Origin of the sequence: Rhodococcus sp. IEGM 1406 (assembly GCF_030056745.1) — a bacterium.
GTDB classification, from domain to species: domain Bacteria; phylum Actinomycetota; class Actinomycetes; order Mycobacteriales; family Mycobacteriaceae; genus Rhodococcus_F; species Rhodococcus_F erythropolis.
This window is the reverse complement of the sequence record NZ_JASHKO010000001.1, coordinates 1,032,062-1,057,915: the sequence shown is the minus strand read 5'-3', so window position 1 is coordinate 1,057,915 and position 25,854 is coordinate 1,032,062. Positions and strand designations below refer to the sequence as shown.

The window sequence follows — 25,854 nt, the reverse complement described above, 5'->3', positions numbered from 1 at the left end:
ATGTCGTCGACGGTCGTCCAACGAGCGGACGAACGTAGGCACCTCGACTACGGCTGGCTCACGGCGCGTCACAGTTTCCCCTTCGCGGGAAACTTCGATCACGCCGCGTACGCGCACGGACTTCTGTTGGTGAACAACGACGACATCATCGAAGCCGACTCCGGTTTCGACACCCATCAGCACCGCGACACCGAGATCGTGACGTGGGTGCTCAGCGGATCGCTGGTTCACCAGGATTCCGCCGGGCACTCCGGTGTCATCCATCGGGGCCTCGCACAGAGAATGAGCGCCGGCTCCGGAATCCTGCACTCCGAGCGCAACGATCGCTGGCGGGCCGATGGCTCCCGTGTCACCGAACCCGTTCACCTCGTCCAGATGTGGATTCCGCCGGACGAATCCGGAGTCACTCCGAGTTATCAGGAACTCGACATCAATTCCGAACTCGACGGTGGCGGCCTGATCACCTTGGCGTCGGGGATGCCCGCGCATCGCGATCACAGCGCGATCAGTCTGCACAACAAACATGCGGCACTTCATGTTGCACGCCTCGAGACCGGCGGGTCGGTATTCCTACCGGACGCACCGTACGTGCACGGGTTCGTTGCCAGCGGCACCGTCGACGTCGAGGGAGTCGGACTACTCGGAGCGGGAGATTCGTTGCGACTCAAGGATACTGGAGGTCACCTCGTCCAGGGAATCGACGATGCCGAGATACTCGTGTGGGAGATGCACGCGTCGGCGAACTGACGACACCACCGAGTACGCCCAATGCTCGGACTACACAGCAGGTTCGTCGTAGGGTGGATGCCGGTAGTGGTGGATCCGGCAGTGGTGGATCCCGGTGGCACAGAAGGAGGAGCCATGGCATCTGGTCGAGCACAGGCCCCACGGACGACACCGCACATCGATGTGCACCGCTCCGGTGATCGCTTGAAATCCCGCGTCTCCTGGCTGGATTCGAAGCATTCGTTCTCGTTCGGACAGCACTACGATCCGGACAACACCCATCACGGACTGCTGCTCGTGAACAACGACGACACCGTTCTGGCGGGTACCGGCTTCGACACCCACCCCCACAAGGACATGGAAATCGTGACGTGGGTGCTTCGCGGTTCACTCGTGCACCAGGACTCCATCGGCCACAGCGGCGTCATCTATCCCGGACTCGCCCAGCGTATGAGTGCCGGCACCGGAATCATGCACAGCGAGAAGAACGATTCGTGGCGCCTCGGCGGCGAACAGCATTCCGACCCCGTACATTTCGTGCAAATGTGGGTGGTACCGGACGAAGGCGGACTCACACCCGGGTACGAGCAACTCGAGATCGACGACGAACTGCTGCGCGGCGGTCTGATCCCGGTCGCCTCCGGAATGGACCGTTACAAGGATCATTCGGCGATTCGCATCAACAACAAGAACGCTGCCATGCACGTCGCGCGGATTCTGCCCGGCACCTCCGTGAATCTTCCCAGCGCACCGTTCCTGCACGTCTTCGTTGCGCAGGGCACTGCCGAGATGGAGTGCGTCGGCACACTGTACGAGGGTGATGCCGTCCGGTTGAGCGATTCGGGTGGGCAGCAACTGACCTCCGACGCCGGGGCGGAAGTCCTCGTCTGGGAGATGCATTCACGTATCGGTGGTTGAGACCCGGTCTCGGCAGGACTGGGTGCGCTGGAGATACTCGACGGATGAGCATCGACAACTCCGCCGCACCCGTCACGCAACTTGACCCCCTCAACACCTTGATGGGTGTGCGCGCCGTATCGGTCGTGCCTGGCGACTTGGCCTTCGCGCAGGCAGTCGGCCCGCGCTTCCACGATCACCGTGGCAAGACGGTGCTCGGTTCCATCGGCGTCATGATCGACGGTGCCATGGGCGGCGCGGTGTACTCGGGGCTGACCTCGGGCCATCAATCCGTGCTCGCGCAGGTCACGGTCAGCGCGGGCGCCGACATTCCCGCTCTCGCAGACGTCGGCGCCACCGGCACGCTCGTGCATCTCGACGACGGCGTCGGGCTCGCGTCCGGTCAACTTCGCGACGAGAACGGTACCCTCCTGGCCGTGATGGCCGGCCGCGCAATGGTGGTCTCGCGTCCACCCGTCGTCGGAATCGACGACTACGTGGACGGTGCGCCGCTACCGGTCCCGACGCCGGAGAAAACGAGCAACCTGAGTGGGTTGTCGGGGTCCGACGTCGTCGAAGGTATCCGAGGCGGCAAACTCGAACGCGGACCGCTCGCCGGGCTACTCGATCTTGCTGTCGTCGACGTGACGCCAGGTTCCGTCGTCGGTGAGTTCTCACCCGTGGCCTGGATGGCCAACCCGCTGGGCGCCGTGCAGGGTGGTGTCCTCATCTCGGCAGTCGACGCCGTTACGGGACTGGCAGCACAGACCCTGACCAGCGCCGATCAGGACTATCGCGTCCTCGACCACAAGATCGACTTCCTGCGATCACCCGACATCGGTGGGCCGGTCTTGCGCGCCGAAGCCTCCGTGATTCGCGCCGGGCGCAGGCTCGCGCTGATCGAAACTCGCATCGTCGACGCCGGCGGGCAGGTCTACGTACGGGCCACCTCGAGCATCCAGATGCTCTCCCAGCAAGTTCACAGCGGATAACCAGTTCCGCACCAGGTCGCCCGTCCACCATTGAGACAACAGCCCACACAATGGAGGTACAGCGGCGTGAACAAAGACATCGAAGCGAGCAGGCTACGCGTGAGCCGTCGACGGGCCCTCGCTCTCGGCGGAACCATCAGTCTCGGCGGGCTCATCGCAGCCTGTTCCGGTAACAGTGGCACCGCCACGACGACTTCGGCCGCGGCTGCATCGGCGACAACCACTTCCGGCGCTTCCGCAGCGGCCACGTCCGGCGATGCCGTCACCGCACTTCTGGCCAAAGCACCGCAGTGCGTCATGAGCAAGGAAGAGACACAGGGCCCCTACTGGTTCGACGTCGACTCCATTCGCGGCGACATCCGCGAAGACCGTCCGGGCACCACACTGCAGGTGGCAATGCGCGTGCAGGACAACAGCCAGTGCAACGTCGACGGCAGCATCGGCGCGGTCTCCAACGCCGTCGTCGAGATCTGGCACTGCGACGCCGGCGGCGTGTACTCCGGCTTCGAATCCGGTTCGCTGAGCGCCAACGGCGGCGGCGGTGGCGGCGGCGGAACTCCCCCGGCCGGCGGGATGGGTGAACCTCCGTCAGGTGCACCCGGAGGTGGAATGGGCGAACCTCCGTCAGGCGCACCCGGAGGAATGGGCGGCGGTATGGGCGGTTCCGGAGAGACCTCCGACGGTTCGTACAGCGTCGGCGACACCGAAGCCACCACCACCGACGACGGCACCTACCTGCGCGGCGCCCAGACCACCGATGCAAACGGCATCGCGCAGTTCACCACGATCTTTCCCGGCTGGTACATGGGCCGCACCACCCACATTCACGTCAAGGTGCACATCGACAAGAAGACGGTCCTCACGTCGCAGACCTTCTTCGACGAGACCCTTCTCGACGAGGTGTACTCGCAGTCCCCGTACAGCGAGCACACCGGTCGTGAGAACAACACGAACAACGCCAGTGACGGTATCTACGACGACACCGGCCTCATGACCGTCGAGAAGCAGTCGGACGGTTCCTACCTCGCCGTCATCAACCTGGGTATCGACGCCTGAGGTAGGAGCCAGGTCAGCCGCCGACGTATGCCGCGAGGTGCTTTCCGGTGAGGGTGGAGCCGTCGGCGACGAGCTCCTCGGGAGTGCCTTCGAAGACGATCCGACCGCCGTCGTGACCGGCTCCAGGGCCGAGGTCGATGATCCAGTCGGCGTGCGCCATCACGGCCTGGTGGTGCTCGATGACGATGACGGACTTACCGGAATCGACGAGTCGATCGAGCAGGCCGAGCAACTGCTCGACGTCGGCCAGGTGCAGTCCGGTGGTCGGCTCGTCGAGGACGTACACGCCACCCTTCTCGCCGAGGTGCGTCGCCAGCTTGATGCGCTGACGCTCACCGCCCGACAGCGTCGTCAACGGCTGGCCGATCGTGAGGTACCCGAGCCCCACGTCGACCAGTCGGGCGAGGATCTTGTGCGCAGCGAGCGTCTTCGCCTCACCGTCGCCGAAGAACTCCTCGGCCTCGGCCACCGACATCGTGAGAACCTCGTTGATGTCCTTGCCACCGAATTTGTATTCGAGAACTTCCGCCTGGAAGCGCTTGCCTTCGCACTCCTCGCAGAGAGTGGCAACGCCGGCCATCATCGCCAGGTCGCTGTAGATGACGCCGTTGCCGTTGCACGTCGGGCAGGCGCCTTCGGAGTTGGCACTGAAGAGCGCCGGCTTCACGCCGTTGGCCTTCGCGAATGCCTTGCGGATCGGGTCGAGCAGCCCGGTATACGTTGCCGGGTTGCTCCGACGCGAGCCGCGGATCGCACTCTGATCGACCGACACCACGTCCTCGCGTTTCGCGAGCGAGCCGTGGATCAGCGAACTCTTACCCGATCCGGCCACACCAGTCACCACGACCAGTACACCGAGCGGTACGTCGACATCTACATCTTGGAGGTTGTGTGAGTTCGCTCCACGAATCTCGATTGCTCCGGTGGACTCCCGCACGGTCTCCTTGAGGGCGGCCCGGTCGTCGAAGTGACGCCCGGTGACCGTATCGCTGGCTCGCAAGCCATCGACTGTGCCCTCGAAGCAGACGTTTCCACCGGCGCTACCCGCGCCTGGCCCGAGGTCGACGATGTGATCGGCGATCACGATCGTCTCCGGCTTGTGCTCGACAACGAGCACGGTGTTGCCCTTGTCCCGCAGGCGCAGCAGAAGATCGTTCATCCTCGCGATGTCGTGCGGATGCAGGCCGGTAGTGGGCTCGTCGAATACATACGTGATGTCGGTGAGCGAGGAACCCAGGTGCCGAATCATCTTGGTGCGCTGAGCTTCACCACCGGACAGCGTTCCCGACGGACGGTCGAGACTGAGGTAGCCGAGTCCGATCTCCACGAAGGAGTCGAGCGTTTCGCCGAGCGTCGTGAGCAAAGGCGCGACCGATGGTTCCTTCAGACCGCTGACCCATTCCGCGAGATCGCTGATCTGCATCGAGCAGGCGTCGGCGATGTTGACGCCCTTGATCTTCGACGACCGCGCGCCCTCGCTCAAACGCGTCCCGTCACATTCAGGGCAGGTGGTGAACGTGATCGCCCGCTCGACGAATGCCCGGATGTGGGGCTGCATCGCGTCGACGTCCTTGGCGAGGAACGACTTCTGAATCTGCGGAATCAGACCCGTGTACGTCAGGTTGATGCCTTCGACCTTGATCTTGGTCGGCTCTTTGTAGAGCAGATCGTTCAGTTCCTTCTTGGTGTACTTCTTGATCGGCTTGTCGGGATCGAAGAAACCGCAGCCGCGGTAGATCCGGCCGTACCAACCCTCCATGCTGTAGCCGGGGACCGTGATCGCACTCTCGTTGAGCGACTTGGTGTCGTCGTACAACGCGGTCAGATCGAAATCGTTGACCGCCCCTCGTCCCTCACATCGCGGACACATGCCGCCGGTGATCTTGAAGCTACGACGCTCTTTCGTCTGACGTCCGCCGCGTTCCATCGTGACCGCGCCTGCTCCGGAGATCGAGGCCACGTTGAACGAAAACGCCTGAGGCGAACCGATGTGAGGCTTTCCGAGACGGCTGAACAAGATACGGAGCATCGCGTTGGCGTCGGTGGCGGTTCCGACTGTCGAGCGCGGGTCGACGCCCATCCGCTGTTGATCGACGATGATCGCGGTGGTCAGGCCGTCGAGAACATCGACGTCCGGCCGCGCGAGCGTCGGCATGAATCCTTGAACGAAAGCGCTGTAGGTCTCGTTGATCATCCGCTGCGATTCCGCGGCGATCGTACTGAACACCAGCGAGCTCTTTCCCGAACCGGAGACGCCGGTGAATACCGTCAGCCTCCGCTTCGGGATCTCGACGCTGATGTCTTCGAGATTGTTCACCCGCGCGCCTTGCACGCGGATCAAATCGTGGCTGTCTGCAGTGTGCAGGGCAGTCATCGTGTCTCCATCTGTCAGTCGATCGCCGACGGTCTCAGCGCAGTTGACGGGCTCAGCGCAGTTCTTGAATACGGATCAGGTTTCCCGCTGGGTCGCGGACGGCGCAATCGCGAACGCCGTACGGCTGCTCGGTCGGTTCCTGGACGACGTCGATGTCGCCGGCCTGAAGCCGCTCGAACGTATCGTCCAGATCTTTGGTGGCCAGAAGAAGTCCGCCGTACGTGCCCTTGGCCATCATCTCGATGATGGTGCGGCGCTCGTCGTCGGTGATTCCGGGATCGACGGCCGGCGGATGCAACACGATGGAGGTGCCGGGCTGGCCGGGCGGCCCCACCGTGATCCAACGCATCCCGTCGTAGCCGACGTCGTTGCGCACCTCGAAGCCGAGGGTGTCGCGGTAGAAGTTCAGGGCGGCGTCAGGGTCGTCCTGCGGAAGGAAACTCGAGTGAATGGTGATGTCCATGGCGATCACGTTAATTGCGGTTGTGGGTTCTGCGCTTCTCGATTCCTGATCGGTCTGGTGACTTGTTTGGACACGCAGGACGGCATTCCGGCCGTCGACTGCTCGGCCTCGCGCCGATAGACGCTGGGCGGGACCCCTACCAATTCGGTGAACTTACTGCTGAAAGTGCCGAGAGAGCTGCAGCCGACTTCGAAGCAGACGTCCGTGACACTGAGGTCCCCGCGGCGCAGTAACGCCATTGCGCGCTCGATTCGCCTGGTCATCAGGTATGCGTACGGCGGTTCGCCGTACGCCTGACGGAATTGGCGACTGAGATGCCCCGCAGACATGTTCACTCCCCGCGCGAGCGCCTCCACGTCCAGAGGCCGCGCGTACTCCCGGTCGATACGGTCACGCACGCGTCGTAGTCGCGCGAGGTCCTGCAGGTGCGGATCTGCGGCAGGTCTGCTGGTCACGTATTCGATCGTGCCATGCGGTACCGACGTTGCCCAGCACAAGAGATGAACTGGGGTGTGGAGCGATCACGCACACACCGAGCAGTTCGTCATGATCGTGTAAGGATGGAGAAATGACCACGGCTCATCGCTCAGGCATCGACCTCACCCACCTCGACGGCGACACACGGGCGCAGGACGATCTGTTCGTCCACGTCAACGGAAAATGGCTCGCCGAATACGAGATTCCGGCAGACCGCGCAGTCGACGGGGCCTTCCGGACGCTCTACGACAAGGCCGAAGAAGACGTACAGACCATCATCACCGAAGCCGCGGAGTCCAACTCTGCCGCCGGTACCGATGCACAGCGCATCGGCGACCTGTACTCGAGCTTCATGGACGCCGACGCCGTGGAGGCCGCGGGCCTCAGCCCCATCGACGACGAGCTGGACGCCGTCGCCGATGCGCCGGACAGGTCGTCGTTGGCCACCGTGATCGGACGCCACCAGCGCGTCGGCGTCGGCGGTGCCATCTCGCATTACGTCGACACCGATGCCAAGAACTCCGAGCGGTACCTGATCCACTTCAGCCAGTCGGGAATCAGCCTGCCCGACGAGTCGTACTACCGCGAGGACAACTACGCGGAGATCCGCGAGAAGTACGTCGCGCACATCGACAAGATGTTCACCCTCGCCGGCGTCGGCTACGACGCACAGCGTGTGTTCGAACTCGAGAAGAAGATCGCGGCCGGGCATTGGGACGTCGTCAAGCGTCGTGACGCAGATCTGAGTTACAACCTCGTGGGCTTCGAGGAACTGACCGAGCAGAACCCCGGTTTGGACTGGGCGGCATGGCTGTCCGGTCTCGGCGCCGATTCGGAGAAGTTCGCCGAGATCGTGGTTCGCCAGCCCGATTTCCTGCACACCTTCACTGCACTCTGGGCGTCGGAGTCACTCGACGACTGGAAGGCATGGGCGGCGTGGAAGGTGCTGCACGCTCGCTCCCCCTACCTGCATTCCGCGCTGGTCGACGAGACCTTCGCTTTCTACGGCACCACGCTCTCGGGTACCGAAGAGAACCGTGAGCGCTGGAAGCGCGGGGTCAGCCTGGTTCAGGATCTGCTCGGCGAGGCCGTCGGCAAGCTCTACGTCGACCGTCACTTCCCCGCTGAGGCGAAGACCCGCATGCTGGAACTGGTCGCCAACCTGCAGGAGGCGTACCGCCGCAACATCTCCGACCTCGAGTGGATGAGCCCGCAGACTCGTGAGGCCGCGTTGGCCAAGCTCGAGAAGTTCACCCCGAAGATCGGTTACCCCGACAAGTGGCGCGACTACGCCGGTCTCGATATCTCGGCTACCGACCTGGTGGGCAACTACCGTCGTGGATACGCCGCCGAGTACGACCGTGACCTGTCCAAGCTGGGTGGCCCCGTGGACCGTGACGAGTGGTTCATGACGCCGCAGACCGTCAACGCCTACTACAACCCAGGCATGAACGAAATCGTGTTCCCCGCAGCCATTCTCCAGCCGCCGTTCTTCGACGCCGCAGCCGACGACGCCGCCAACTACGGGGGTATCGGCGCCGTCATCGGCCACGAGATCGGGCACGGCTTCGACGATCAGGGCGCCAAGTACGACGGCGACGGCAACATGGTCGACTGGTGGACCGACGAGGATCGTAGCGAATTCGGCAAGCGCACAAAGGCTCTCATCGAGCAGTACAACGAGTTCGAGCCCAAGGAACTGCCGGGCCACCACGTCAACGGTGAATTCACGATCGGCGAGAACATCGGCGATCTCGGCGGGCTGTCGATCGCGATCGCGGCGTACAAGATCGCGACCGAAGGTACCGAACCTCCGGTCATCGACGGACTCACCGGTCTGCAGCGCGTGTTCTTCGGGTGGGCGCAGGTATGGCGCACGAAGGCCCGTGAGGCCGAAGCGCTTCGCCGTCTGGCCGTCGACCCGCACTCGCCGCCGGAGTTCCGGTGCAACGGCGTCGTCCGCAACCTCGACACGTTCCACGAGGAGTTCGACGTCAAGCCAGGTGACGCACTGTATTTGGAGCCGGAGAAGCGTGTGAAGATCTGGTAGCAAGGGCAAGCCCCTGTGCGCGCTTAAGGACCCCCTGGACTCCCTGAGCGCGCACGGGGCCGAAGGCCCTACCGGGCGTACATGATCACCCCGACGCCGACCAGACAGATCAGCGCACCGGCGATGTCGAAACGATCCGGGCGGAATCCGTCCATCACCACCGCCCACAGCAGTGAACCCGCTACGAAGATCCCGCCGTACGCGGCGAGGATGCGCCCGAAGTTCGCATCGGGTTGCATGGTCGCGACCAGACCGTAGAGACCGAGCGAGGTGACGCCGAGCCCTACCCAGATCCAGCCCTTGTGCTCGCGAATTCCCTGCCACACCAACCACGCGCCCCCGATCTCGAGCAGCGCGGCGAGTACGAACAGCAATAGCGAACGTGCGACGGTCATGCCGCACACAGTATCGCTACAGACGTACCCCGGTCTCCGCGGAAAAGAAGTACACCTCGCCGGCCTTGGGCAGCAGATGAAGCGACTCCCCCGGTGCCACCGACATCTTCCGATCGACGCGAATGACAATTCGGCCGGATCGGCTCTGCCACTGCGAATCCGGGGCACCCTTTGCATAGACGAACGATTCGGCGCCCAGCTCTTCAAGCAGGTCGGCATCCACGGCCAGCGAGCCCTTTCGCCACGCTCCCACCAGATCCCACGACTCGGGACGCACTCCCACGACGACCCGCTCCCGCTCGGACGCCCCGGTGGGCAGCGGAATCCGCAGGTCACCGAGCACTGCGACGGTACCCTCGACCGGCGCTTCGATCAGGTTCATGCCGGGCGATCCGATGAAGGCGGCCACAAAGGTGTTGACGGGGTTGTCGTAAAGTTCCCGCGGCTTCGCCACCTGCTGCAAACGACCGTCCAGCATCACCGCCACCCGGTCCCCCATCGTCATCGCCTCGACCTGATCGTGGGTGACGTAGACCGTCGTGGTGCCGAGTCGACGCTGTAAGGCAGCGATCTGCGACCGCGTGCTCACGCGTAGTTTGGCGTCCAGATTGCTGAGCGGCTCATCCATGCAGAACACCTTGGGATGGCGAACGATGGCCCTACCCATGGCAACTCGCTGACGTTGCCCACCGGACAACTTTGCCGGTTTACGTCCGAGCAGCGGTTCGAGTTCAAGCATCCGTGCTGCCTCGAGTACCCGCTCCCGCCGTTCGGACTTTCCCACTCCCGCGTTCTGGAGCGCAAAACCCATGTTCTGCTCGACGGTCATGTTCGGGTACAGCGCGTAACTCTGAAACACCATGGCGACGTCACGTGCTCGCGGCGCGAGATGCGTGACGTCCGTGCCGCCGATCTCGATCCGGCCGTCCGACGCGGATTCGAGACCGGCGAGCATTCGCAGGCTGGTGGACTTACCGCAACCGGAAGGCCCTACGAGTACCAGGAACTCACCGTCGGCGATGTCGAGGTCGAGACGGTCGACTGCCGGTCGATCGGTTCCTTCGTAGCGGTGCGTGACTCCCGCGAATTGCACGTTGGCCATGAGTGTTCTCTCCTACTACTTCGGCAGCTTTGGGGTGATCTGCCGGTCGATGATCTGCTGCAACTGGGTGGCAACGCCGGCGAATGTCGATGCGACGTCGGCTTTCTGGAGAGCAATCTGCTCGAGTCCGGTGCCGATGATCTGATCGCCACCCGGGACGAACACGCGTGCGTAGTCCTGCGAGCGCGTACGCGAAAGCTGATCCACAGCGGTACGGGAGTTCGGATTCGCGTCGAGGAATGCCTTCATGCTCGGCTCCGACGTTGCCGACTTGCGGACCGGCATGTAGCCGACGTTCTGCGAGAAGTACGCCGTGTTCTCACCATTGGTGATGAAGTCGATGAACTTGAGCGCGTTCTTCTTACGCTGATCGGAGATCTTGGACGGGATGGCGAGCCCGGCGCCGCCGGTGGGGCAACCGGGAGTTCCGTCCACCGCCGGGAGGAACGCGGTGCCGAAGTCGAAGTTGGCAGTCTTCTTGATGCCGGACAGGTCACCCGTCGACGCGATGGTCGACGCCAGGATGCCCGTACCGAATTCGTTTGCGATGTCAGTGGAGACCGCGGCGTACTTCTTGTCGTGAATCATGCTGGAGAGGAACTGCCCTGCGGCAATGGTCTTCTCATTGTCGAGCTGCAAATTCCACTGGTCGGAGTACGATCCGCCGAAGGTCCAGATGGGGCCTTCGTAGGTCCAGCCGAGGTAATCCTTCGCGTTGCCCCACCCGTGTGCCAACTTGCCGTTGCCCACGACCTTCTGCAGCTCAGGTCCCCACTCGTCGAACTCCTGCCACGTTGCAGGCCCACGGTCGGGAAGTCCGGCCTGCGACCAGACCGCCTTGTTGTAGTAGAACAACGGCGTCGACCGCGCATAGGGAAGTGCGTAGTGCTTGCCCTGGAACAGGTAGTCGGCGAGCAACGAGTCGACGTAGTCGGCCGAGTCGACGCCCACCTCGGAGAAGAGTCCGTCGAGCGGCTCGATTGCCCCGGCAAGTGCGTAGTTGAACCACCAGACATCCGACAGCACAACCACATCGGGAACATCTCCGCCGGAGAGAGCAGCGTTGAACTTCTGCGCCACCTCTTCGTAGTTCTTGCCGCCGTCCACCAAGTTGACCTTCAAGTCCGGGTACTTGGTCTGGAAGCGGTTGATCAATTCCTTCTCCACGTCGGTGGACTTACCCGGGTGGTTCGACCAGAAGGTGATGGTGTTGGACTCACCCGACGCACCGGATGTTCCCGCAGCATCAGCGCTGGAACCACCGGATCCCGCGCACGCGGTCAGTGCTGCGCCGGCGGCGATTGCACCGCCGAGGCTCAGAAATCCGCGTCTGTTCATGTTTGCCATTACTGCTCCTCGAGAAAGAAATGTGACGGGAAAAGCTGTCAGCCCTTGACCGCACCGGAGGTGAGGCCTTTGATCATGTGTCGTTGCAGCAGAAGGAAAATCACCAGGATCGGTAGCATCGTCAGTACCGTTCCTGCCATGACGGGACCCCAGTTGGTGAGTCCGTCGTTGTTCTGCAGTTGGGTCAATCCGATCGGCAGCGGCGCCACCGAGGAATCGTCGGACATGAGGAACGGCCACAGGTACTCGTTCCATTCGTTGACCACCGTGATGATGCCGAACGCCACCATCGTGGGCCCGGAAACGGGGAGCACCACTCGCCAGAGAAGCCGCCAGTGGCCGGCGCCGTCCATCCGCGCTGCCTCGATGATCTCCGAAGGTATCGAGAGAAAATGGTTGCGCATGAGGAACGTACCGAAGGCTACACCCGCAAGCGGAACTATGATGCCCTGGAACGTGTTACGCCAGCCCCACTCTGCCACGAGCGCGTAGTTCGAGATCACGGTGATCTGGTTCGGAACCATCAATGCGGCGATGATTCCGAGAAAGACGAAGTTCTTCCCCGGGAAGCGCAGGAACACCAGCCCATAGGCGCTGAGAGTCCCCAGAACGAACTTCGCCGCGGACAGTATCGTCGTGATCACTATCGAGTTCCGCAAAAACATCCAGAACGGAACCGATGTCGTTGCTTCGGAATAGTTTTCGGGATGCAGCGATGACGGCCACCACGTTGCAGGCTGCGTGTAGATCTCCGGACGCTCCTTGAACGAGGTCATCACGATCCAGTAGAGCGGCAGGACGATGATGACCAAGGCGATCACCATTGCCGCGTAGCCGAGGATCTTCACACCGACCTCACGCCGGTCCACGTTCTTGCGATCCGGCCCGGGTCGGACGACGGAAGTCGGAGCAGCGCTTTTCTTTTCCTCTACCGCTGTCATTTCTCTTCTCCCCGATCCATGGCACGAACCTGGTAGACGGTGATGATCAGCAGGATCAAGAACATGATGGTGGCAACCGTCGCGCCGTAGCCCGCCCGGAAGTTTCGGAATGTCTCGTTGTACACCTGGTAGACCATCGTCGTCGTCCCTGTACCCAGCGGGCCACCACGGGTCATGACGTTGATGATGTCGAAGACCTGGAGCGAGTTGAGCATGACGGTGATGGAGAGGAAGAACGTCGTCGGGCGCAACTGAGGTAGGAGCACCCGGCGGAACTTGGTCCACGGCTTGGCACCGTCGATTTCGGCGGCTTCGTTCAATTCTTGCCGAACTCCTTGCAGCGCAGCGAGATAGATGACAAACGTGTAGCCGAGGTTCTTCCACATGTATGTCACCGTCACCATGAACAGCGCCCAGTGGGGGTCCTGATAGAAGTCGGGCGATTGGAGTCCGACGCGGTGCAGGAGATCCTGGATCAGACCGAAGTTGGGGTCGAAGACGAACTGAAACGCGACACCGATCGCTGCACCGGAGATCACGAACGGCGCGAAGATCGCCGACCGGACCAGGTTTCGCCCGACGAGCTTGCGATCGAGCAGCATGGCCAACGCCAGACCGATGACCATCGAACCCACCACTGTGACCAATGTGAATACCACTGTGTTGGTGACGATCTGCCAGGTGTCGCTTCGTCCGAACCACTCGCGGTAGTTGCTCAGCCCGATGAACGTCGCCTTCGGGTCCGCAATGTTCCAGTCGAAGAACGAAAGTCGGATGTTGTCCACCAGCGGGCGATAGGTGAACAAGATCAGCAACGCGAGATTGGGACCTACCAAGAGCGCAAAGAGCGCGTAATCACGCCATGGTCTGCCCCACAGACCTGGCTTGCCTGAAGTGGGCAGCGTTCTTTCCGGACTCGATCTCACTGAGGCAGTCTGACCGCTCGCAACGAATGAATGGTGAACGTACAAGACACTCGAGCTGAACGCGACACGAAAAAGGCCCTGCGCGAATACTTCTCGCGCAGGGCCTTCCTCGTCGATGTCTAGCGGTTCCAATCACCCAATCCGTCGGCGCCGCTGAGGACTCCACCTGCGGTGTTCTGCACGATCACCGGGTCACCCTTGCCTGCGTTCTCGAAGAACCACTTGGCGTCTTCGGTGCTGACATTGAGGCAGCCGTGGCTGACGTTGGTGAAACCTTGTTGCGCTACCGACCACGGAGCGGCATGGACGAAGATGCCACTGTAGGAAATTCGTGTCGCGTACTCGACGTAGGTGCGGTAACCCTCGGGAGAATCGATCGGAACGCCGTACGTGGACGAATCCATGTACATGTCGCGCAGCTGCTCGCCGACGATGTACGTGCCGTTCGGTGTTTCGTGCCCCGGCTTGCCGAACGACGTCGGCATGGTGCGCACGACCTCACCGTTGCGGGTGACGGTGACCTGCTTGGTGTTGTCGTCCGCGACGGTGACGAGTGCGTCACCGATGTTGAACGTGGAGTGCGAATCACCGGCGTCGACGGTCACGGAGATGTTCGCCGGCCAGAACTGTGCCGGCTTCCAACGGACCTGGCTGTCGTTGATCCAATAGAAGCTGCCATCGACCGGAGGATCGGTGGTCACGCGAATCGCGCGCTCGGCCGTGGCACGGTCGCCGACTGCCTCGTTGAAACGAATGATGATCGGCTGCGCGATGCCGACTGTCTCACCCGCCGACGGGTTGAGCGACGGCGCGGAGAAGTTGGGAGCGCCGATGGGAGCCTGAATCGGTGTACCCGGGATGCCCGGAACCGGAATCGCCGGATCGAGGTACGGAACGCCGGGAATGACGGGCAATGGAATGTCCGGTCCACCGGGGAAGAGAGGAACGGCCGCGGAAGGTCCGGCGAGAGCCAGGCCGGCAGCCACCGCTCCGACGATTGCCACGGCAACCCGTGACGTCCGACGACCCTGTTTGCTGCCCATGTCACTACCTTCGCTCGAATGACCACGTACTCACGTGGATTTTGCGCGGCCGGCATCGATACCCGCCTGGTCCCGATGCCGATGCACCATCCGGACGCGCCCGCCGGGCGCACACCTACACACCCGAGCACGCCAAAGAGAGCAAACCGCACATTTCCATAGTCATTAACACACAAATGCGGCAATCGAGCAATTCGGATGTTCGCCCAAACGTTGCTATCCCTCGCTGCGAGCAGCCGCCAACATCGATTCGATGGAGATGAGTTTGGTTCGCGGTCGACCGGCGGCGGCACCGGATGCTCGTTCTGCCTTGTCGATCCGCTGCCAACCTTGGTAGTCCACCTGATCCGGCGACCGATCTGCCAGCAGAACCTGCAACTTGTCAGCGTCCTCGGTCGGCGTGGCGAGGCGCCCACCAGCGAAGTCGTCGAAGATCATCGACACAGTCTCGGCGGAGCAGTACTTGTTGGTGCCGATTACGCCGGTCGGTCCGCGCTTGATCCAACCCGCGACGTAGACACCCGGGATCGGCGTGCCGGTGTGGGTGTCGATCACGCGACCGTTCTCGTTGGGGATCACGCCGCGAGCGTCGTCGAAGGGCAAGTCGGCCATCGGTGTACCGCGGTATCCGACCGACCGAAGCACCAGGGAGGTGTCGATCGTCTCCTCGGTTTCGGTAGGCCGGGCGGAGAGTTGACCGGTCGGCGTTGCCACCAACTCGTTTTTCACGATCCGCACCTGCGCGACTGCGTCGTCACCGAGGATCTCGACGGGCGAGGTGAGGAACCGGAGAACGATCCGCTTGCGGGAAGGATCTGCGGTACGGGAAGCAAATTCCTGCGCCTGCTTGACCTTGAGCAGCACGGACGGCTCCGCGGCATCGCTGTCCACGAACGCCTGACTGGCCTCGTCGAGTTCGGCTTCGATCGGGTCGACGACTACGTCCACGTTCGCCATCTGTCCGAGGGCCAACAGTTCGGGATTGGTGTACGCGGCCTGCGCCGGCCCGCGACGCCCGAGAATGACGACCTCACGAATCTTGCTGTTACGCAGCGCTTCCAATGCGTGCTCGGCGAGGTCCGTCTTCGCCAGCTGGTCAGGGTCGGTCACCAGGATGCGTGCGACGTCGAGTGCGACGTTGCCGTTTCCGACGATCACCGCTCGCTCGCCGGACAGATCGAAAGTCCGATCGGCATATCCCGGGTGCCCGTTGTACCAGGCGACGAACTCGGTGGCAGCATGACTTCCCGGCAGTTCCTCGCCGGGGATCTCGAGCTTGCGATCCCCGGCAGCGCCGACCGCGTAGATCACTGCGTGGTGATGGTCCAAGAGTTCCGAATGCGAGATGTGGGTACCCACCTCGACGTTGAAGTGGCAGCGCACGGTCTTTTTCGCGACCACGGCGCGGAACTGGTCGGTGACGCCTTTGGTTCCGGGATGATCCGGCGCCACGCCGGCGCGCACCAATCCGTAGGGAGTGGGAAGCCGATCGAACATGTCGACCTCGACGCGAGGCTTGCCGGTCAGTTCCATCGCCGCATAGCAGGCTGCGGGGCCGGAGCCGATGATCGCCACTTTCAGCGTTCCCAGTTCGGGATCGATCTTGGCCATCGTGATCGGCTCGGGCCAATCCGGGCCCATCGGATGCTTCTCGAAGTACGACGCGTTCATCTGCAGGTACGGCGCGTCGTCCTCGTCGAGTTCGTTGTCCGGGAAGATCGCCTCGACCGGGCACTCGTCCACACACGCACCACAATCGATGCAGGTGTCGGGATCGATGTAGAGCATTTCGGTGGTCGCGAACGGAGCTTCGTCCGGTGTCGGGTGAATGCAATTGACCGGACACACGTCAACACACGAGGCGTCGTTGCAGCACGGCTGCGTGATCACATACGCCATGACATTCCCCTATCCCTGAAACACGAAGCACGAACTGATTCCCAGACTATAACGTGTTCCAATTTGGCGCGAGAATCGTTTTCAGATCACCCCATTGCGCTTCAGCAGCCATACCGCCTGCACGGTGGCGTGACCTCGCCATTCCAACGCCGCGGCGGGCGAATAGCTGTCGAAATCCACCGCCCAACCGCCGTCGTCGTTTTGCCGTGCAGCGAGCGCGGACAGTTCGGAGTCGATCACCGCTGCATCGAACAACGCGCGGGTCGGACCGCCAGGAAGCGGTGAGAAATCGAGGGGCCGCATGAATTCGCCCTCGGCTCCCCCGTCCACGTGAACCAAGCCGTCAGCCGGGATACGCGAACCAAGAGTGCTCACCAACGACGACGCTTCGGGACTGTTCCGGTGAACCGCGTCGAGAAACTGCAAGGCAAAGGCGAGCTCGAGGGCATGCAGAGAATCCGCCCCGTCGATCGCGTCGAGGCAATATCGAACGGCAGAGGCGAACCACGGATGTTCGGCGACGGCCTCGTCGAATTCGGCAACGCGAGCCGCTGCAGCACACACGATGCTGGTGATCTGCAACGACGGCGCCGACGGGTCCGCGCTCACCCAGAAGGGCGCACACCCGGCTGGGTCGGCAATCGGGAAGGCGAAGGGTAAACCGCCGCCTGCCAGCGAATTGGTCTGCAACCAGTCGCACAGTTCGACCGCTCTGGGCGTCGGCGTTCCGATGTCGGCAAAGGCTTCGAAGGCATGCAGCGCTCCGCCAGGTTGGCTGGTTGCCGAGCGAAGATCCGGTTCGAGTCCCCAGCCGTACCCACCGTCCGGGTTGCGATAACCGTCCACGGCCGCACAAGCCGCGGCCCGGTCACCCTGTCCAAGAATCAAATTCAGCCGATGCCGATCGAGAGTCCTGGCATGTCCCGCCATGAACCCGACGGCTGCCGCGAGATCAACACTCATGAAGAACGGTTCAGGATTCGTCGCCGTCGAGCCGGAAGCCGACCTTCAACGTGACCTGGAAATGCGCCACGGCGCCGTTCTCGATGTGGCCGCGAGTTTCCACCACCTCGAACCATTCGAGGTTGCGCACCGTCTCGTTCGCCCGGGCGATGGCGGTGCGAATTGCCGCGTCACTGCTCTCGGTGGACGAGCCGACGATCTCGGTCACCCGGTACACGTTGCTGCTCATGGCATTCCCTTCGTGTCAGATTCGACGAACCAACTCCTGCGCCTCGGCGCCGAGCCTCGCAAGGCGAAGATCACCGAGAGCTGTCACAGCACTACCCAACCTGTTGGTGGTGAAACCGAGCGAGAGTCCGCTGGACAGGTCCGCATACGCGCCTGAACCGCCGACTCCGTAGTGGCCTATCGCATTCCGCGGCTGCCGCCGCGCGGCAATGATCGGCGGGTGGTAACCGAGAGTCCAGTTGGGCCGCACCGCCAGCACGTAATCCCGATCGCGAGTCTGGATGGTCGACATCTGGTCGATGGTCGATTCCTTCAGGAACCGCTTCCCGTCGATCACGCCGCCGTTCGCGATGGCGCCGTACATCTTCGCGAGAGCACGCGCGCTGAACACTCCGTTCCAGCCCGGCATGACGGCGTCGTGGACAGCCGGGTTGCGCACCATGACGTCGAAACCGTCCGGCATCGCGGCCTCCGCGAGTCCGCGAGTCGGACCGACGTGTGAGAGCACGGTAGACGCGAAGGCCCAGTTCAAGCCCGCAGGGTTGATATGTGGGAACAGCTTCGCGATCCGTGGGCGCTCGGTTTCGGGTACGCGGTACCAGAATTCGTCGACTCCGAGGGGCTTCGCTATCTCCGCTTGTACGACGTCGATGAACGGCTGACCGGACACCCTGGCCACAAGTTCGGCTACCAACCAGCCGTAGGTCACAGCGTGATAGCCGGGGCCTCGAAGCCGACGCGGATCCGGCTTCTCGGCAGCCAGGGCGGCAACGACCGCGTCGTAGTCCATCAGGTCGAGGGGATGCGGCATCAGGCCGCGAACGCGGTGAAGGCCCGCGCGATGTGACATCAGTTCCCGGACGGTGATCTTGTCCTTGCCGGCCCCTGAGAATTCGGGCCAGTACTGAGCAACCGGAGCGTCGTAGTCGATCAGCCCGCGTTCGGCGAGTCGATGAACGACGGTGCTGGCCACGCCCTTGCCGGTCGAGAAGGAAAGCGACACCGTGTCGTGGTCCCAGCGCCTGTCGCGGTCGGCATTGCCGGCCCAGATGTCGAGAACTTTCTCGCCGCCCAGGTACACGACCAGCGCGCCGCCGCCTTGTTGCGGTTGGCGATACATCGCGAAGAAGCGGTCGGCCAAGGGAAGGAATCGCCGGTCCACATACAGCTCGGTGCGCGAAGGCACCTCCACCCGGGCGAGCGAACCCCGTCGTGCATTGGGAGCCATCGCGTCCTCCGATCCCCGCTGATTCAAGTTGTCCGGTCACCGGATCGGTGGCAGGAGCTTGACACCATTGTGACCACTGTCACGCAAGAGGCTCAGGACCGGGGTGCACTCACGGGGTGACCCACGTCGAAGTGCCGTCGCTGACACATCCCTGACCTGTGGCAAGGTTGAAAACAAGGGTGGGACCACCCGAGCAGATCGCCCCGACGTCCGCGTCACCCACCGCCGCTCTGCCGCCAGGTCCGCTGAGCACCACGGCAAAGGGTGAGGAGTCTGTGCGACCGAGTGCGAGCGAACCCGGGCCGTACGCAACGGCGGCAAGCAGCCCACCGCGCGACTCCGCTGCAGCAACGCCGCCGAAGAGTCCGACGCCCGCCGACCGGCCACCGTCTCGCGAATCGGCGACGCCGACGCCATCGCCCTCCACGTGTGAAATCGCGTAACTGGAGGGATCTGCCACCGCTCGGCATGCGGATGACCCGTCGACGATCGTCTGATCTTGGCCGCGCGCCGAACAATCCAACGTCGCGGCCGACGCTGTTCCGCTACCGAGTGACAATCCGAAGGCGGCAAGAATCACGCCACCCGCCGCTAAGCCTGCTGCTCGCATTTTCCGGCGATCCATATCCAACCCCCACAGTGCATTCGACGTGACCGTACATTCGACGTCTAATCGAATTACCCGATATGTCCGCCTCTGACGCTACCCGTCTTTGTTCTTCCGATCGCGGTCCTTGCTCGGTTGAACTCGTTTGGGTTCACCGGGCATTTTGGGATAGTTCGGCGGGTACGACAGATCGCCAAGTCCCGCCACCAGATCCTTCTCCCACATCTCCAACAGAACGTCGAGGGCAAAGGCCTTGTCGTGCATCGCTTCCATCGGATCACCACGATCGGCGAGCAAGCCGGGAACCGTGGCGATGGTGCAGTCGTCTGGATGCACGTCCCGCAGTTCGTCCCAGGTCACCGGCGTGGACACAGTTGCGATCGGCGTCTTACGAGCCGAATACGCCGCCGCGATCGTCCGGTCTCGGGCATTCTGATTGAAGTCGATGAAGATCCGTTCACCCCGCTCTTCCTTCCACCACGCGGTTGTGGCGCGATCGGCACTACGCCGTTCGACTTCACGGGCGAGGGCGATACCCGCGTGGCGGACCTCGACAAAATCCCAGCGCGCCTCGAGCGGGATGTAGACGTGAAGGCCTCGGCCACCGGACGTCTTGGGAAATCCTTCCAATCCCAACTCGGCGAGCAGAGGGCGAAGGACCTCGTCCGCGATGGCAACGGCCTCGTCGAACCCGGTCCCCGGTTGCGGATCGAGATCGATGCGGAGTTCGTCCGGGTGGTCGGTGTCCGGGCACCGCACGGCCCAGGGATGAAACGTGACAGTCCCGAGATTGGCGGCCCACACGATGTTCGCAGCACTTCGCACTCGAAGGACGTCAGCCTTGCGACCCGACGGGAACGTGACCTCGCAGGATTCGACGTGCTCGGGCCGCTTTGCCGGCAGCCGCTTCTGGTAAACCTCTTCGCCCTCGATGCCGTCGGGGAATCGCTGAAGATGCGTTGGCCGATCTTGGAGCGCCCGCAACGCTGCACCCTGCAGCGCCACCGTTCGGTAGTACTCGACAAGATGCCGTTTGGTTCCGCCGTCCTCACCCAACTGCGGATAGTAGATCTTGTCCGGGCTCGACAACCGGACCGCGATCCCGTCGACGTCCAGTTCCTCTGCGGGACTCGCCATCACTTACCACCTGCAAGAACATCCGCGAAGTCGTATCGCACCGGAACCTCCAACTGATCGAAAGTGCATTCGTCGGGCACCCTGTCCGGACGCCAGCGCAGGAACCGTGCGGCGTGCCGAAAGCGTTCCCCTTCCATCTGGTCGTACGCCACTTCCAGCACCCGCTCAGGACGAAGCGGAATCCAGGAGCGGTCTGCGGCCGATCTCCACCGGCTGGCCTCTCCCTCTGCCACAACGTCGTCCCCGAGGCGCAAAGGTTCGAGTTCGGCCAACAACTCGATCCGCCGCGCCGCGGTGAAAGCCGAAGCGCCACCGATCATCTTCAATTCGGAACCGTCGAACAGACCCAGAAGCATCGACCCGATACCCGGCTGGCTCTTGTGTGGACGGTAGCCCAGCAGTACGACATCCGCGGTCCTGGCGTGTTTCACCTTGATCATCTCGCGTTTGTTCGGCAGGTACGGTCCCGCCAGCTTCTTGGCGACAACCCCATCGAGGCCCGCGCCTTCGAAGGTTTCGAACCAGGCCATTGCTTCGGCGCTGTCGGCCGTCGCTGCCGTGACGTGGCAACTCGGCCCGCCACCGACGCAATCGAGGAGCAACGCACGTCGCACACCGAAGTCCTCGATCGAGACGTCGCGATCCCCGAGCGCCAGTAAATCGAACCCGACAAATTGCGCGGGCGTCTGTTCCGACAACAATGCGACGCGGCTCGCGGCGGGGTGAATCCGCTCGGAGAGCGCTTCCCAACTCAGGCGCGTCACACCGTCGATCTCACGGGGAACCACCAGTTCTCCGTCCACCACACATTTTTCGGGCAATTCAGACTTGACGGCTTCCACCGCCTCGGGAAAGTACCGCGCCAAGTCCTTTCCTCCTCGCGACCCGAGCACCACTTCGTCACCGTCACGAAAGATGATTGCTCGAAATCCGTCCCATTTCGGCTCGTACGACCACGTCGGGTCACCGGACTCGGGCTGAGGCGGCACAGTGGCCGCAGCCTTCGCGAGCATCGGGGCAAGCGGCGGCATCAGGGGTAGCTCCACCTACCCATACTGACAGTCCGGTTGGCAATTCGACTACCGATGTATTGGAATAGGTCCCGAACAATCTACGAACCAACAGAATTATCCAAGAATCAACAAAGGGGTCCTTATGTCCGGAATCGTCCGGCGACTTTGCACTGCGGTGATCGCAACTTCTGCAATCGCCGCCTTCACCGTCGGTTGCGGTTCCGACATCGAGCCGAAAGCCATTGCGGAATCATCTTCCTCGGTTGCCGATTCGACCACTACGTCCGCAGCCCCGACCACCTCGAAGATCACCGGCCAGGAGGGTTCGGACGACGGCGGCGACGTCGACATCGACGTGTCGATCGGTGATTGCGTCAAGCTCGGCGGTACCACGACGGCCGCGGAAATCGACAACGCGGACTGCGGTAGCAAGGATTCCAACTACAAGGTGGTCGCCAAGGTTCCCACCTCTGATCAGTGTGCCTCCGATGTCGACTCGTACTACTACGAGACCCTCGCGGGTGACGAGCAGGGCGCTGTCTGTCTCGACGTCGACTGGGTAGTCGGCGGATGCATGGACCTCGGCAGCGGAATGGACGAGCCCGCCCGCATCGAATGCTCGGATACCAGCGGCACCAATGTAGTCGAGGTCGTCGAAATCCTGCAGAACTCCACGTCGATCGACGAATGCGGTTCGGGGGCAGACTCGGGATTCGAGCACCCGGAACGTAAGTTCACGGTCTGCGTCGCAACGCTCTGATTCGAGCGCCCTCCCGAAAAACACCTGTGCGCCTTGCCAACCGATCTCGGTTGGCAAGGCGCACAGCGCTTTCTACAGCCAGTGCCTTCTACAACCAGCGCTTTCTACAACCAGCCCCGACGTTTGAAGATCGTGTAGAGACTTCCACACGTCAAGAACATCATCGAGAGCGCAAACGGATAGCCCAAGTGCCAGTGCAGTTCCGGCATGTCGTCGAAGTTCATTCCGTACACGGTTCCGATAAGCGTCGGCGCGAAGAGAATTGCCGCCCACGCCGAGACCTTCTTGATCTCCTCGTTCTGCGCGTAGCTCGCCTGCGTCAGATTGCGCATCTCCTCGTTCTGGTTCTGCGACACCAGAGTTGCGTTCACCGTGAGGATGTTTCCGAGCAACTGACGAAAGCCGTCGGCCCGCTCCACCACAGTCGTCGCATGGTCGGTGACGTCGCGGAGGTAACGCTGGAGTTCCTCGTCCGTGTGGTACTTGTCGAACCCCGCCGACAACCCACGCAGCATTCCCAGCAGCGGACGCGTCGCCCGCTGGAATTCGATCACCTCACGGGTCAGTTCGTAGATGCGACGCGAAACTCCGGGATCGCCACTGAACACTTCGGTTTCGATCTCGTCGATGTCGTTCTGCAGGCCGGCCACCACCGGGGCGTACCCGTCGACGACTGCGTCGAGAATGGCGTAGAGAACGGCCTCGGTACCCAACCGCAACAGGTCAGGATCGTTCTCCATGCGAGTCCGCACCGCCGAGAGATCCGGCGATTCACTGTGACGGACGGTCAGAATGAAGTTCGGACCACAGAAGATGTGCAACTCGCCGAATTCGACCCGCTCGGTCTCGTCGCGGTACCGCGCAGCACGCAGGACCACGAACAGTGTCTTGCCGTAGCGCTCGAGCTTGGGACGCTGGTGCGCGACAATCGCATCCTCGACCGCCAGTTCGTGGAGGTCGAAATGTTGTGCAGCGGCATACAACTGGGCGTCGTCGGGCCGGTACATGCCGATCCACGCCATCGACTGCGAATCCGGAAGGCATGACAGTGCTTCCGCCAGCGTGGACGGCGACGCTATCCGCTCGCCGTCGCGGTACACGCCACTGTTGACGACGGTCGATTCGACGGGCGCCACCGCCTCGGGCGGGGCAGCCTTGACGACGGTGCGTGCGGCACGCGAGTGCCCGGGATGTGAGTCACCGAGACCCGCGGAACGACGTGGCAGTACCGACCGTGAACGACGAAATTCGCGCATGCTGAACAGCTTTCGAGGGAAGAGTGAACGACGACGCTTGCTTCACAGCAAAGCCGAAGCCGATGAACACACGATGAAGCTGCAGCAAAATACCGGAACAACCCGGGCGGCTACAGCTTCAGTTGGTACTCGGAGGTTGGCCACGCATTACAGCCACACCTCCTCTTCCCTGAATTCCTACGCAAGTCCGCGCACGACGCCAACATGCTACCCCGACTGTCAGAGCGGGACAAACCGAACGACAAGCCGCAGGACAGCACGAACCGGTCGGAGGAAACCCGCTCGACGAATGCAGCTTTCAGTCAGTTCGCAGCGCGCAATCCGCCGATCAAGAGTTCGACGATCTGGTCCGCCAACGACTCCGTCTCCGCCAAAGTCTGCCCTTCACGCCTTCGGTACCAGAGGTCGATGCCGTTGAGACTGCTGAGGAGTATTTTTGCCGCCATTCGCGGCGAGCTCGCACGAATGGAACCATCCGCGACACCTTCGGTCATCACGTCGACGAACAGATTCTCGTAGTCGAGTCGCAGCGAATTCAGTTCCACGAGGACTTGCTGTTGCCTCGGCTTGAGCGCGGAGTTCATCTGGCCCCGGACACCTTGGTGGATCGTGTGGTGGTACCCGAGATGTGTCATGAGATTGACCAGGTGGGCGTGCGACATCGCTTCGAGACGCGCGAGGCCGCTGTCTGCCCCGTCGATCCGAGACTCGACCTCCGCGCGGAGCAGGCTCATCCCGCGCTCGTAGATTGCCAGGTAGATGTCGAACTTCGAACGAAAGTGGTAGTAGACAAGACCTTTGGTGGCCCCGATTCGATCGGCCAGCAAATCCATGGTCGTGGCCGCGTAACCGTCTTCGGCAAAGGCGTCGGCGGCGCTGGTGATGATCGCGGATCGCACGTCCGGAAGATCACTACTCATTCGACTTCCACTCCCATTCGCACTGCCTGCCGGCCCTTGACTGTTTCCACGCTATCGCATAGTAATACTGAGTAGTATCCCAGATCAGAGAGGTTTTCCAATGTCGTTGGATTTTTCCGGCAAGGTAGCGATCATCACAGGCGCAGGCGGCGGACTCGGCCGTTCGCATGCATTGGCCCTCGCCGCACGCGGCGCACGCGTCGTCGTCAACGACATGGGTGGCTCGGTCAACGGCAGTGGCGGCGCTGATACCGCAGCAGCCAAGGTAGTGGCGGAAATCGTCGAGTTGGGTGGCGAGGCGATCGCGGACCACTGCGACATCACCGACGTCGACGCCGTTGCCGCCATGGTCGCGACGGCCGTGGACAAGTGGGGCCGCGTGGACATCCTGATCAACAACGCCGGAATCCTGCGCGACAAGTCCTTCATCAAGGCCGAGCTCGACGACTTCCGCAAAGTCATCGACGTGCATCTGATGGGTTCCGTCATCTGTTCCAAGGCAGTCTGGCCGCACATGGTCGAACAGAACTACGGACGCATCCTCATGACTACGTCGGCATCGGGAATTTACGGCAACTTCGGCCAGGCAAATTACGGCGCCGCGAAGTCCGGCGTCGTCGGCCTGATGAACGTTCTCGCTATCGAGGGCGAACGCAAGGGCATCCGCGTCAACTCGCTGGCCCCGACCGCCGCGACCCGCATGACCGAAGACCTCCTCGACGAGAAGACTCTCGCTCTGCTTGCACCCGAATCGATTTCACCCGGCGCACTGTTCATGGTCTCCGATGACGCACCGACCAAGACCATCCTCAGCGCCGGTGCCGGTGTCTTCGCGATCGCTCGCATGGAAGAGTCGCAGGGCGTGTACATCCCCGAAGGCGCACTCTCCCCTGAGGTCGTCGCCGAACGGTGGTCCGAGATCAGTGACATGACCAATTCCGTCCAGGTGCCCGCGGCGTTCGATCAGACCCGCCGGTTCGTCGAGAAAGCTGTAGCCGAGCAGCCGGCCAACTGAGCTGGGCAACCAGCCGACTGATCGATCCTGCTCCCCCTA

At 62.6% G+C, this 25,854-nt stretch carries 25 protein-coding genes; 7 read left to right on the top strand and 18 right to left on the bottom strand.

What is annotated here, in order from left to right; all coding sequences use genetic code 11:
* The 4 genes from QM596_RS05090 to QM596_RS05075 all read left to right on the top strand — a co-directional run bounded on the left by QM596_RS05090 (position 1) and on the right by QM596_RS05075 (position 3,671).
* Positions 1-747, top strand: a complete 747-nt coding sequence (locus QM596_RS05090; RefSeq protein ID WP_166809176.1) for a pirin family protein — start codon at positions 1-3, stop codon at positions 745-747.
* Positions 748-861: 114 nt separating this feature from the next.
* Positions 862-1,644, top strand: coding sequence for a pirin family protein (locus QM596_RS05085; RefSeq protein WP_283308303.1), 783 nt, complete (start codon positions 862-864; stop codon positions 1,642-1,644).
* 44 nt (positions 1,645-1,688) lie between these two features.
* Positions 1,689-2,615, top strand: coding sequence for a PaaI family thioesterase (locus QM596_RS05080; RefSeq protein ID WP_134999054.1), 927 nt, complete (start codon positions 1,689-1,691; stop codon positions 2,613-2,615).
* A gap of 66 nt (positions 2,616-2,681) precedes the next feature.
* Positions 2,682-3,671, top strand: coding sequence for a peptidase associated/transthyretin-like domain-containing protein (locus QM596_RS05075; protein ID WP_060938025.1), 990 nt, complete (start codon positions 2,682-2,684; stop codon positions 3,669-3,671).
* Positions 3,672-3,684: 13 nt separating this feature from the next.
* Here the strand turns inward: QM596_RS05075 and QM596_RS05070 are convergent, their stop codons facing one another.
* The 3 genes from QM596_RS05070 to QM596_RS05060 are packed head-to-tail and all read right to left on the bottom strand — an operon-like array spanning position 3,685 to position 6,963.
* Entirely contained in the window at positions 3,685-6,045 is a 2,361-nt protein-coding gene (locus tag QM596_RS05070) for an ATP-binding cassette domain-containing protein (RefSeq protein WP_283308302.1), read from the bottom strand.
* Between the two features lie 52 nt (positions 6,046-6,097).
* A complete protein-coding gene (locus tag QM596_RS05065; protein WP_020909044.1) occupies positions 6,098-6,508 on the bottom strand; it encodes a VOC family protein in 411 nt (136 codons plus the stop codon).
* Between the two features lie 5 nt (positions 6,509-6,513).
* Positions 6,514-6,963 (bottom strand): helix-turn-helix transcriptional regulator, encoded by a 450-nt coding sequence (locus QM596_RS05060; RefSeq protein ID WP_019745214.1) that lies wholly within the window; start codon positions 6,961-6,963, stop codon positions 6,514-6,516.
* Between the two features lie 113 nt (positions 6,964-7,076).
* Here QM596_RS05060 and QM596_RS05055 point away from each other — a divergent pair, with 113 nt between their 5' ends.
* Positions 7,077-9,035 (top strand): M13 family metallopeptidase, encoded by a 1,959-nt coding sequence (locus tag QM596_RS05055; protein ID WP_283308301.1) that lies wholly within the window; start codon positions 7,077-7,079, stop codon positions 9,033-9,035.
* Positions 9,036-9,103: 68 nt separating this feature from the next.
* Here the strand turns inward: QM596_RS05055 and QM596_RS05050 are convergent, their stop codons facing one another.
* The 13 genes from QM596_RS05050 to QM596_RS04990 all read right to left on the bottom strand — a co-directional run bounded on the left by QM596_RS05050 (position 9,104) and on the right by QM596_RS04990 (position 21,897).
* Positions 9,104-9,430 (bottom strand): YnfA family protein, encoded by a 327-nt coding sequence (locus QM596_RS05050; protein WP_283308300.1) that lies wholly within the window; start codon positions 9,428-9,430, stop codon positions 9,104-9,106.
* A 16-nt stretch (positions 9,431-9,446) separates the two neighbouring features.
* Entirely contained in the window at positions 9,447-10,532 is a 1,086-nt protein-coding gene (locus QM596_RS05045; protein WP_019745216.1) for an ABC transporter ATP-binding protein, read from the bottom strand.
* Positions 10,533-10,547: 15 nt separating this feature from the next.
* On the bottom strand, positions 10,548-11,879 hold the full coding sequence (locus tag QM596_RS05040) for an ABC transporter substrate-binding protein (protein ID WP_019745217.1): 1,332 nt from the start codon (positions 11,877-11,879) through the stop codon (positions 10,548-10,550).
* 38 nt (positions 11,880-11,917) lie between these two features.
* A complete protein-coding gene (locus tag QM596_RS05035) occupies positions 11,918-12,820 on the bottom strand; it encodes a carbohydrate ABC transporter permease (RefSeq protein ID WP_097386916.1) in 903 nt (300 codons plus the stop codon).
* Complete coding sequence (locus QM596_RS05030; protein WP_019745218.1) at positions 12,817-13,791, bottom strand: carbohydrate ABC transporter permease; 975 nt, start codon at positions 13,789-13,791, stop codon at positions 12,817-12,819. The genes QM596_RS05035 and QM596_RS05030 overlap by 4 nt, the downstream gene beginning before the upstream one ends.
* 74 nt (positions 13,792-13,865) lie before the next feature.
* On the bottom strand, positions 13,866-14,789 hold the full coding sequence (locus QM596_RS05025) for a L,D-transpeptidase (protein WP_019745219.1): 924 nt from the start codon (positions 14,787-14,789) through the stop codon (positions 13,866-13,868).
* 216 nt (positions 14,790-15,005) lie between these two features.
* A complete protein-coding gene (locus QM596_RS05020; RefSeq protein ID WP_113682523.1) occupies positions 15,006-16,688 on the bottom strand; it encodes an FAD-dependent oxidoreductase in 1,683 nt (560 codons plus the stop codon).
* Positions 16,689-16,769: 81 nt separating this feature from the next.
* Entirely contained in the window at positions 16,770-17,651 is an 882-nt protein-coding gene (locus QM596_RS05015) for a hypothetical protein (protein ID WP_113682524.1), read from the bottom strand.
* A 10-nt stretch (positions 17,652-17,661) separates the two neighbouring features.
* Entirely contained in the window at positions 17,662-17,880 is a 219-nt protein-coding gene (locus tag QM596_RS05010) for a dodecin (protein ID WP_003939815.1), read from the bottom strand.
* A 15-nt stretch (positions 17,881-17,895) separates the two neighbouring features.
* A complete protein-coding gene (locus QM596_RS05005; protein ID WP_047889667.1) occupies positions 17,896-19,107 on the bottom strand; it encodes a serine hydrolase domain-containing protein in 1,212 nt (403 codons plus the stop codon).
* A gap of 109 nt (positions 19,108-19,216) precedes the next feature.
* Positions 19,217-19,732, bottom strand: a complete 516-nt coding sequence (locus QM596_RS05000; protein WP_020970725.1) for a DUF6764 family protein — start codon at positions 19,730-19,732, stop codon at positions 19,217-19,219.
* A gap of 78 nt (positions 19,733-19,810) precedes the next feature.
* Complete coding sequence (ligD, locus tag QM596_RS04995) at positions 19,811-20,851, bottom strand: non-homologous end-joining DNA ligase (protein ID WP_283308299.1); 1,041 nt, start codon at positions 20,849-20,851, stop codon at positions 19,811-19,813.
* Complete coding sequence (locus tag QM596_RS04990; protein ID WP_019745225.1) at positions 20,851-21,897, bottom strand: ATP-dependent DNA ligase; 1,047 nt, start codon at positions 21,895-21,897, stop codon at positions 20,851-20,853. The genes ligD and QM596_RS04990 overlap by 1 nt, the downstream gene beginning before the upstream one ends.
* A 109-nt stretch (positions 21,898-22,006) precedes the next feature.
* Here QM596_RS04990 and lppU point away from each other — a divergent pair, with 109 nt between their 5' ends.
* Positions 22,007-22,624, top strand: coding sequence for an LppU family putative lipoprotein (lppU, locus tag QM596_RS04985; RefSeq protein ID WP_019745226.1), 618 nt, complete (start codon positions 22,007-22,009; stop codon positions 22,622-22,624).
* Between the two features lie 104 nt (positions 22,625-22,728).
* Here the strand turns inward: lppU and QM596_RS04980 are convergent, their stop codons facing one another.
* Positions 22,729-23,880 (bottom strand): magnesium and cobalt transport protein CorA, encoded by a 1,152-nt coding sequence (locus QM596_RS04980; protein ID WP_007731382.1) that lies wholly within the window; start codon positions 23,878-23,880, stop codon positions 22,729-22,731.
* Between the two features lie 302 nt (positions 23,881-24,182).
* Complete coding sequence (locus QM596_RS04975; protein WP_020909054.1) at positions 24,183-24,800, bottom strand: TetR/AcrR family transcriptional regulator; 618 nt, start codon at positions 24,798-24,800, stop codon at positions 24,183-24,185.
* 100 nt (positions 24,801-24,900) lie between these two features.
* Here QM596_RS04975 and QM596_RS04970 point away from each other — a divergent pair, with 100 nt between their 5' ends.
* Positions 24,901-25,815 carry an SDR family NAD(P)-dependent oxidoreductase gene (locus QM596_RS04970; RefSeq protein ID WP_019745228.1) on the top strand — a complete coding sequence of 305 codons (915 nt, stop codon included), beginning with the start codon at positions 24,901-24,903 and terminating at the stop codon, positions 25,813-25,815.
* The last annotated feature ends 39 nt before the right edge of the window (positions 25,816-25,854 follow it).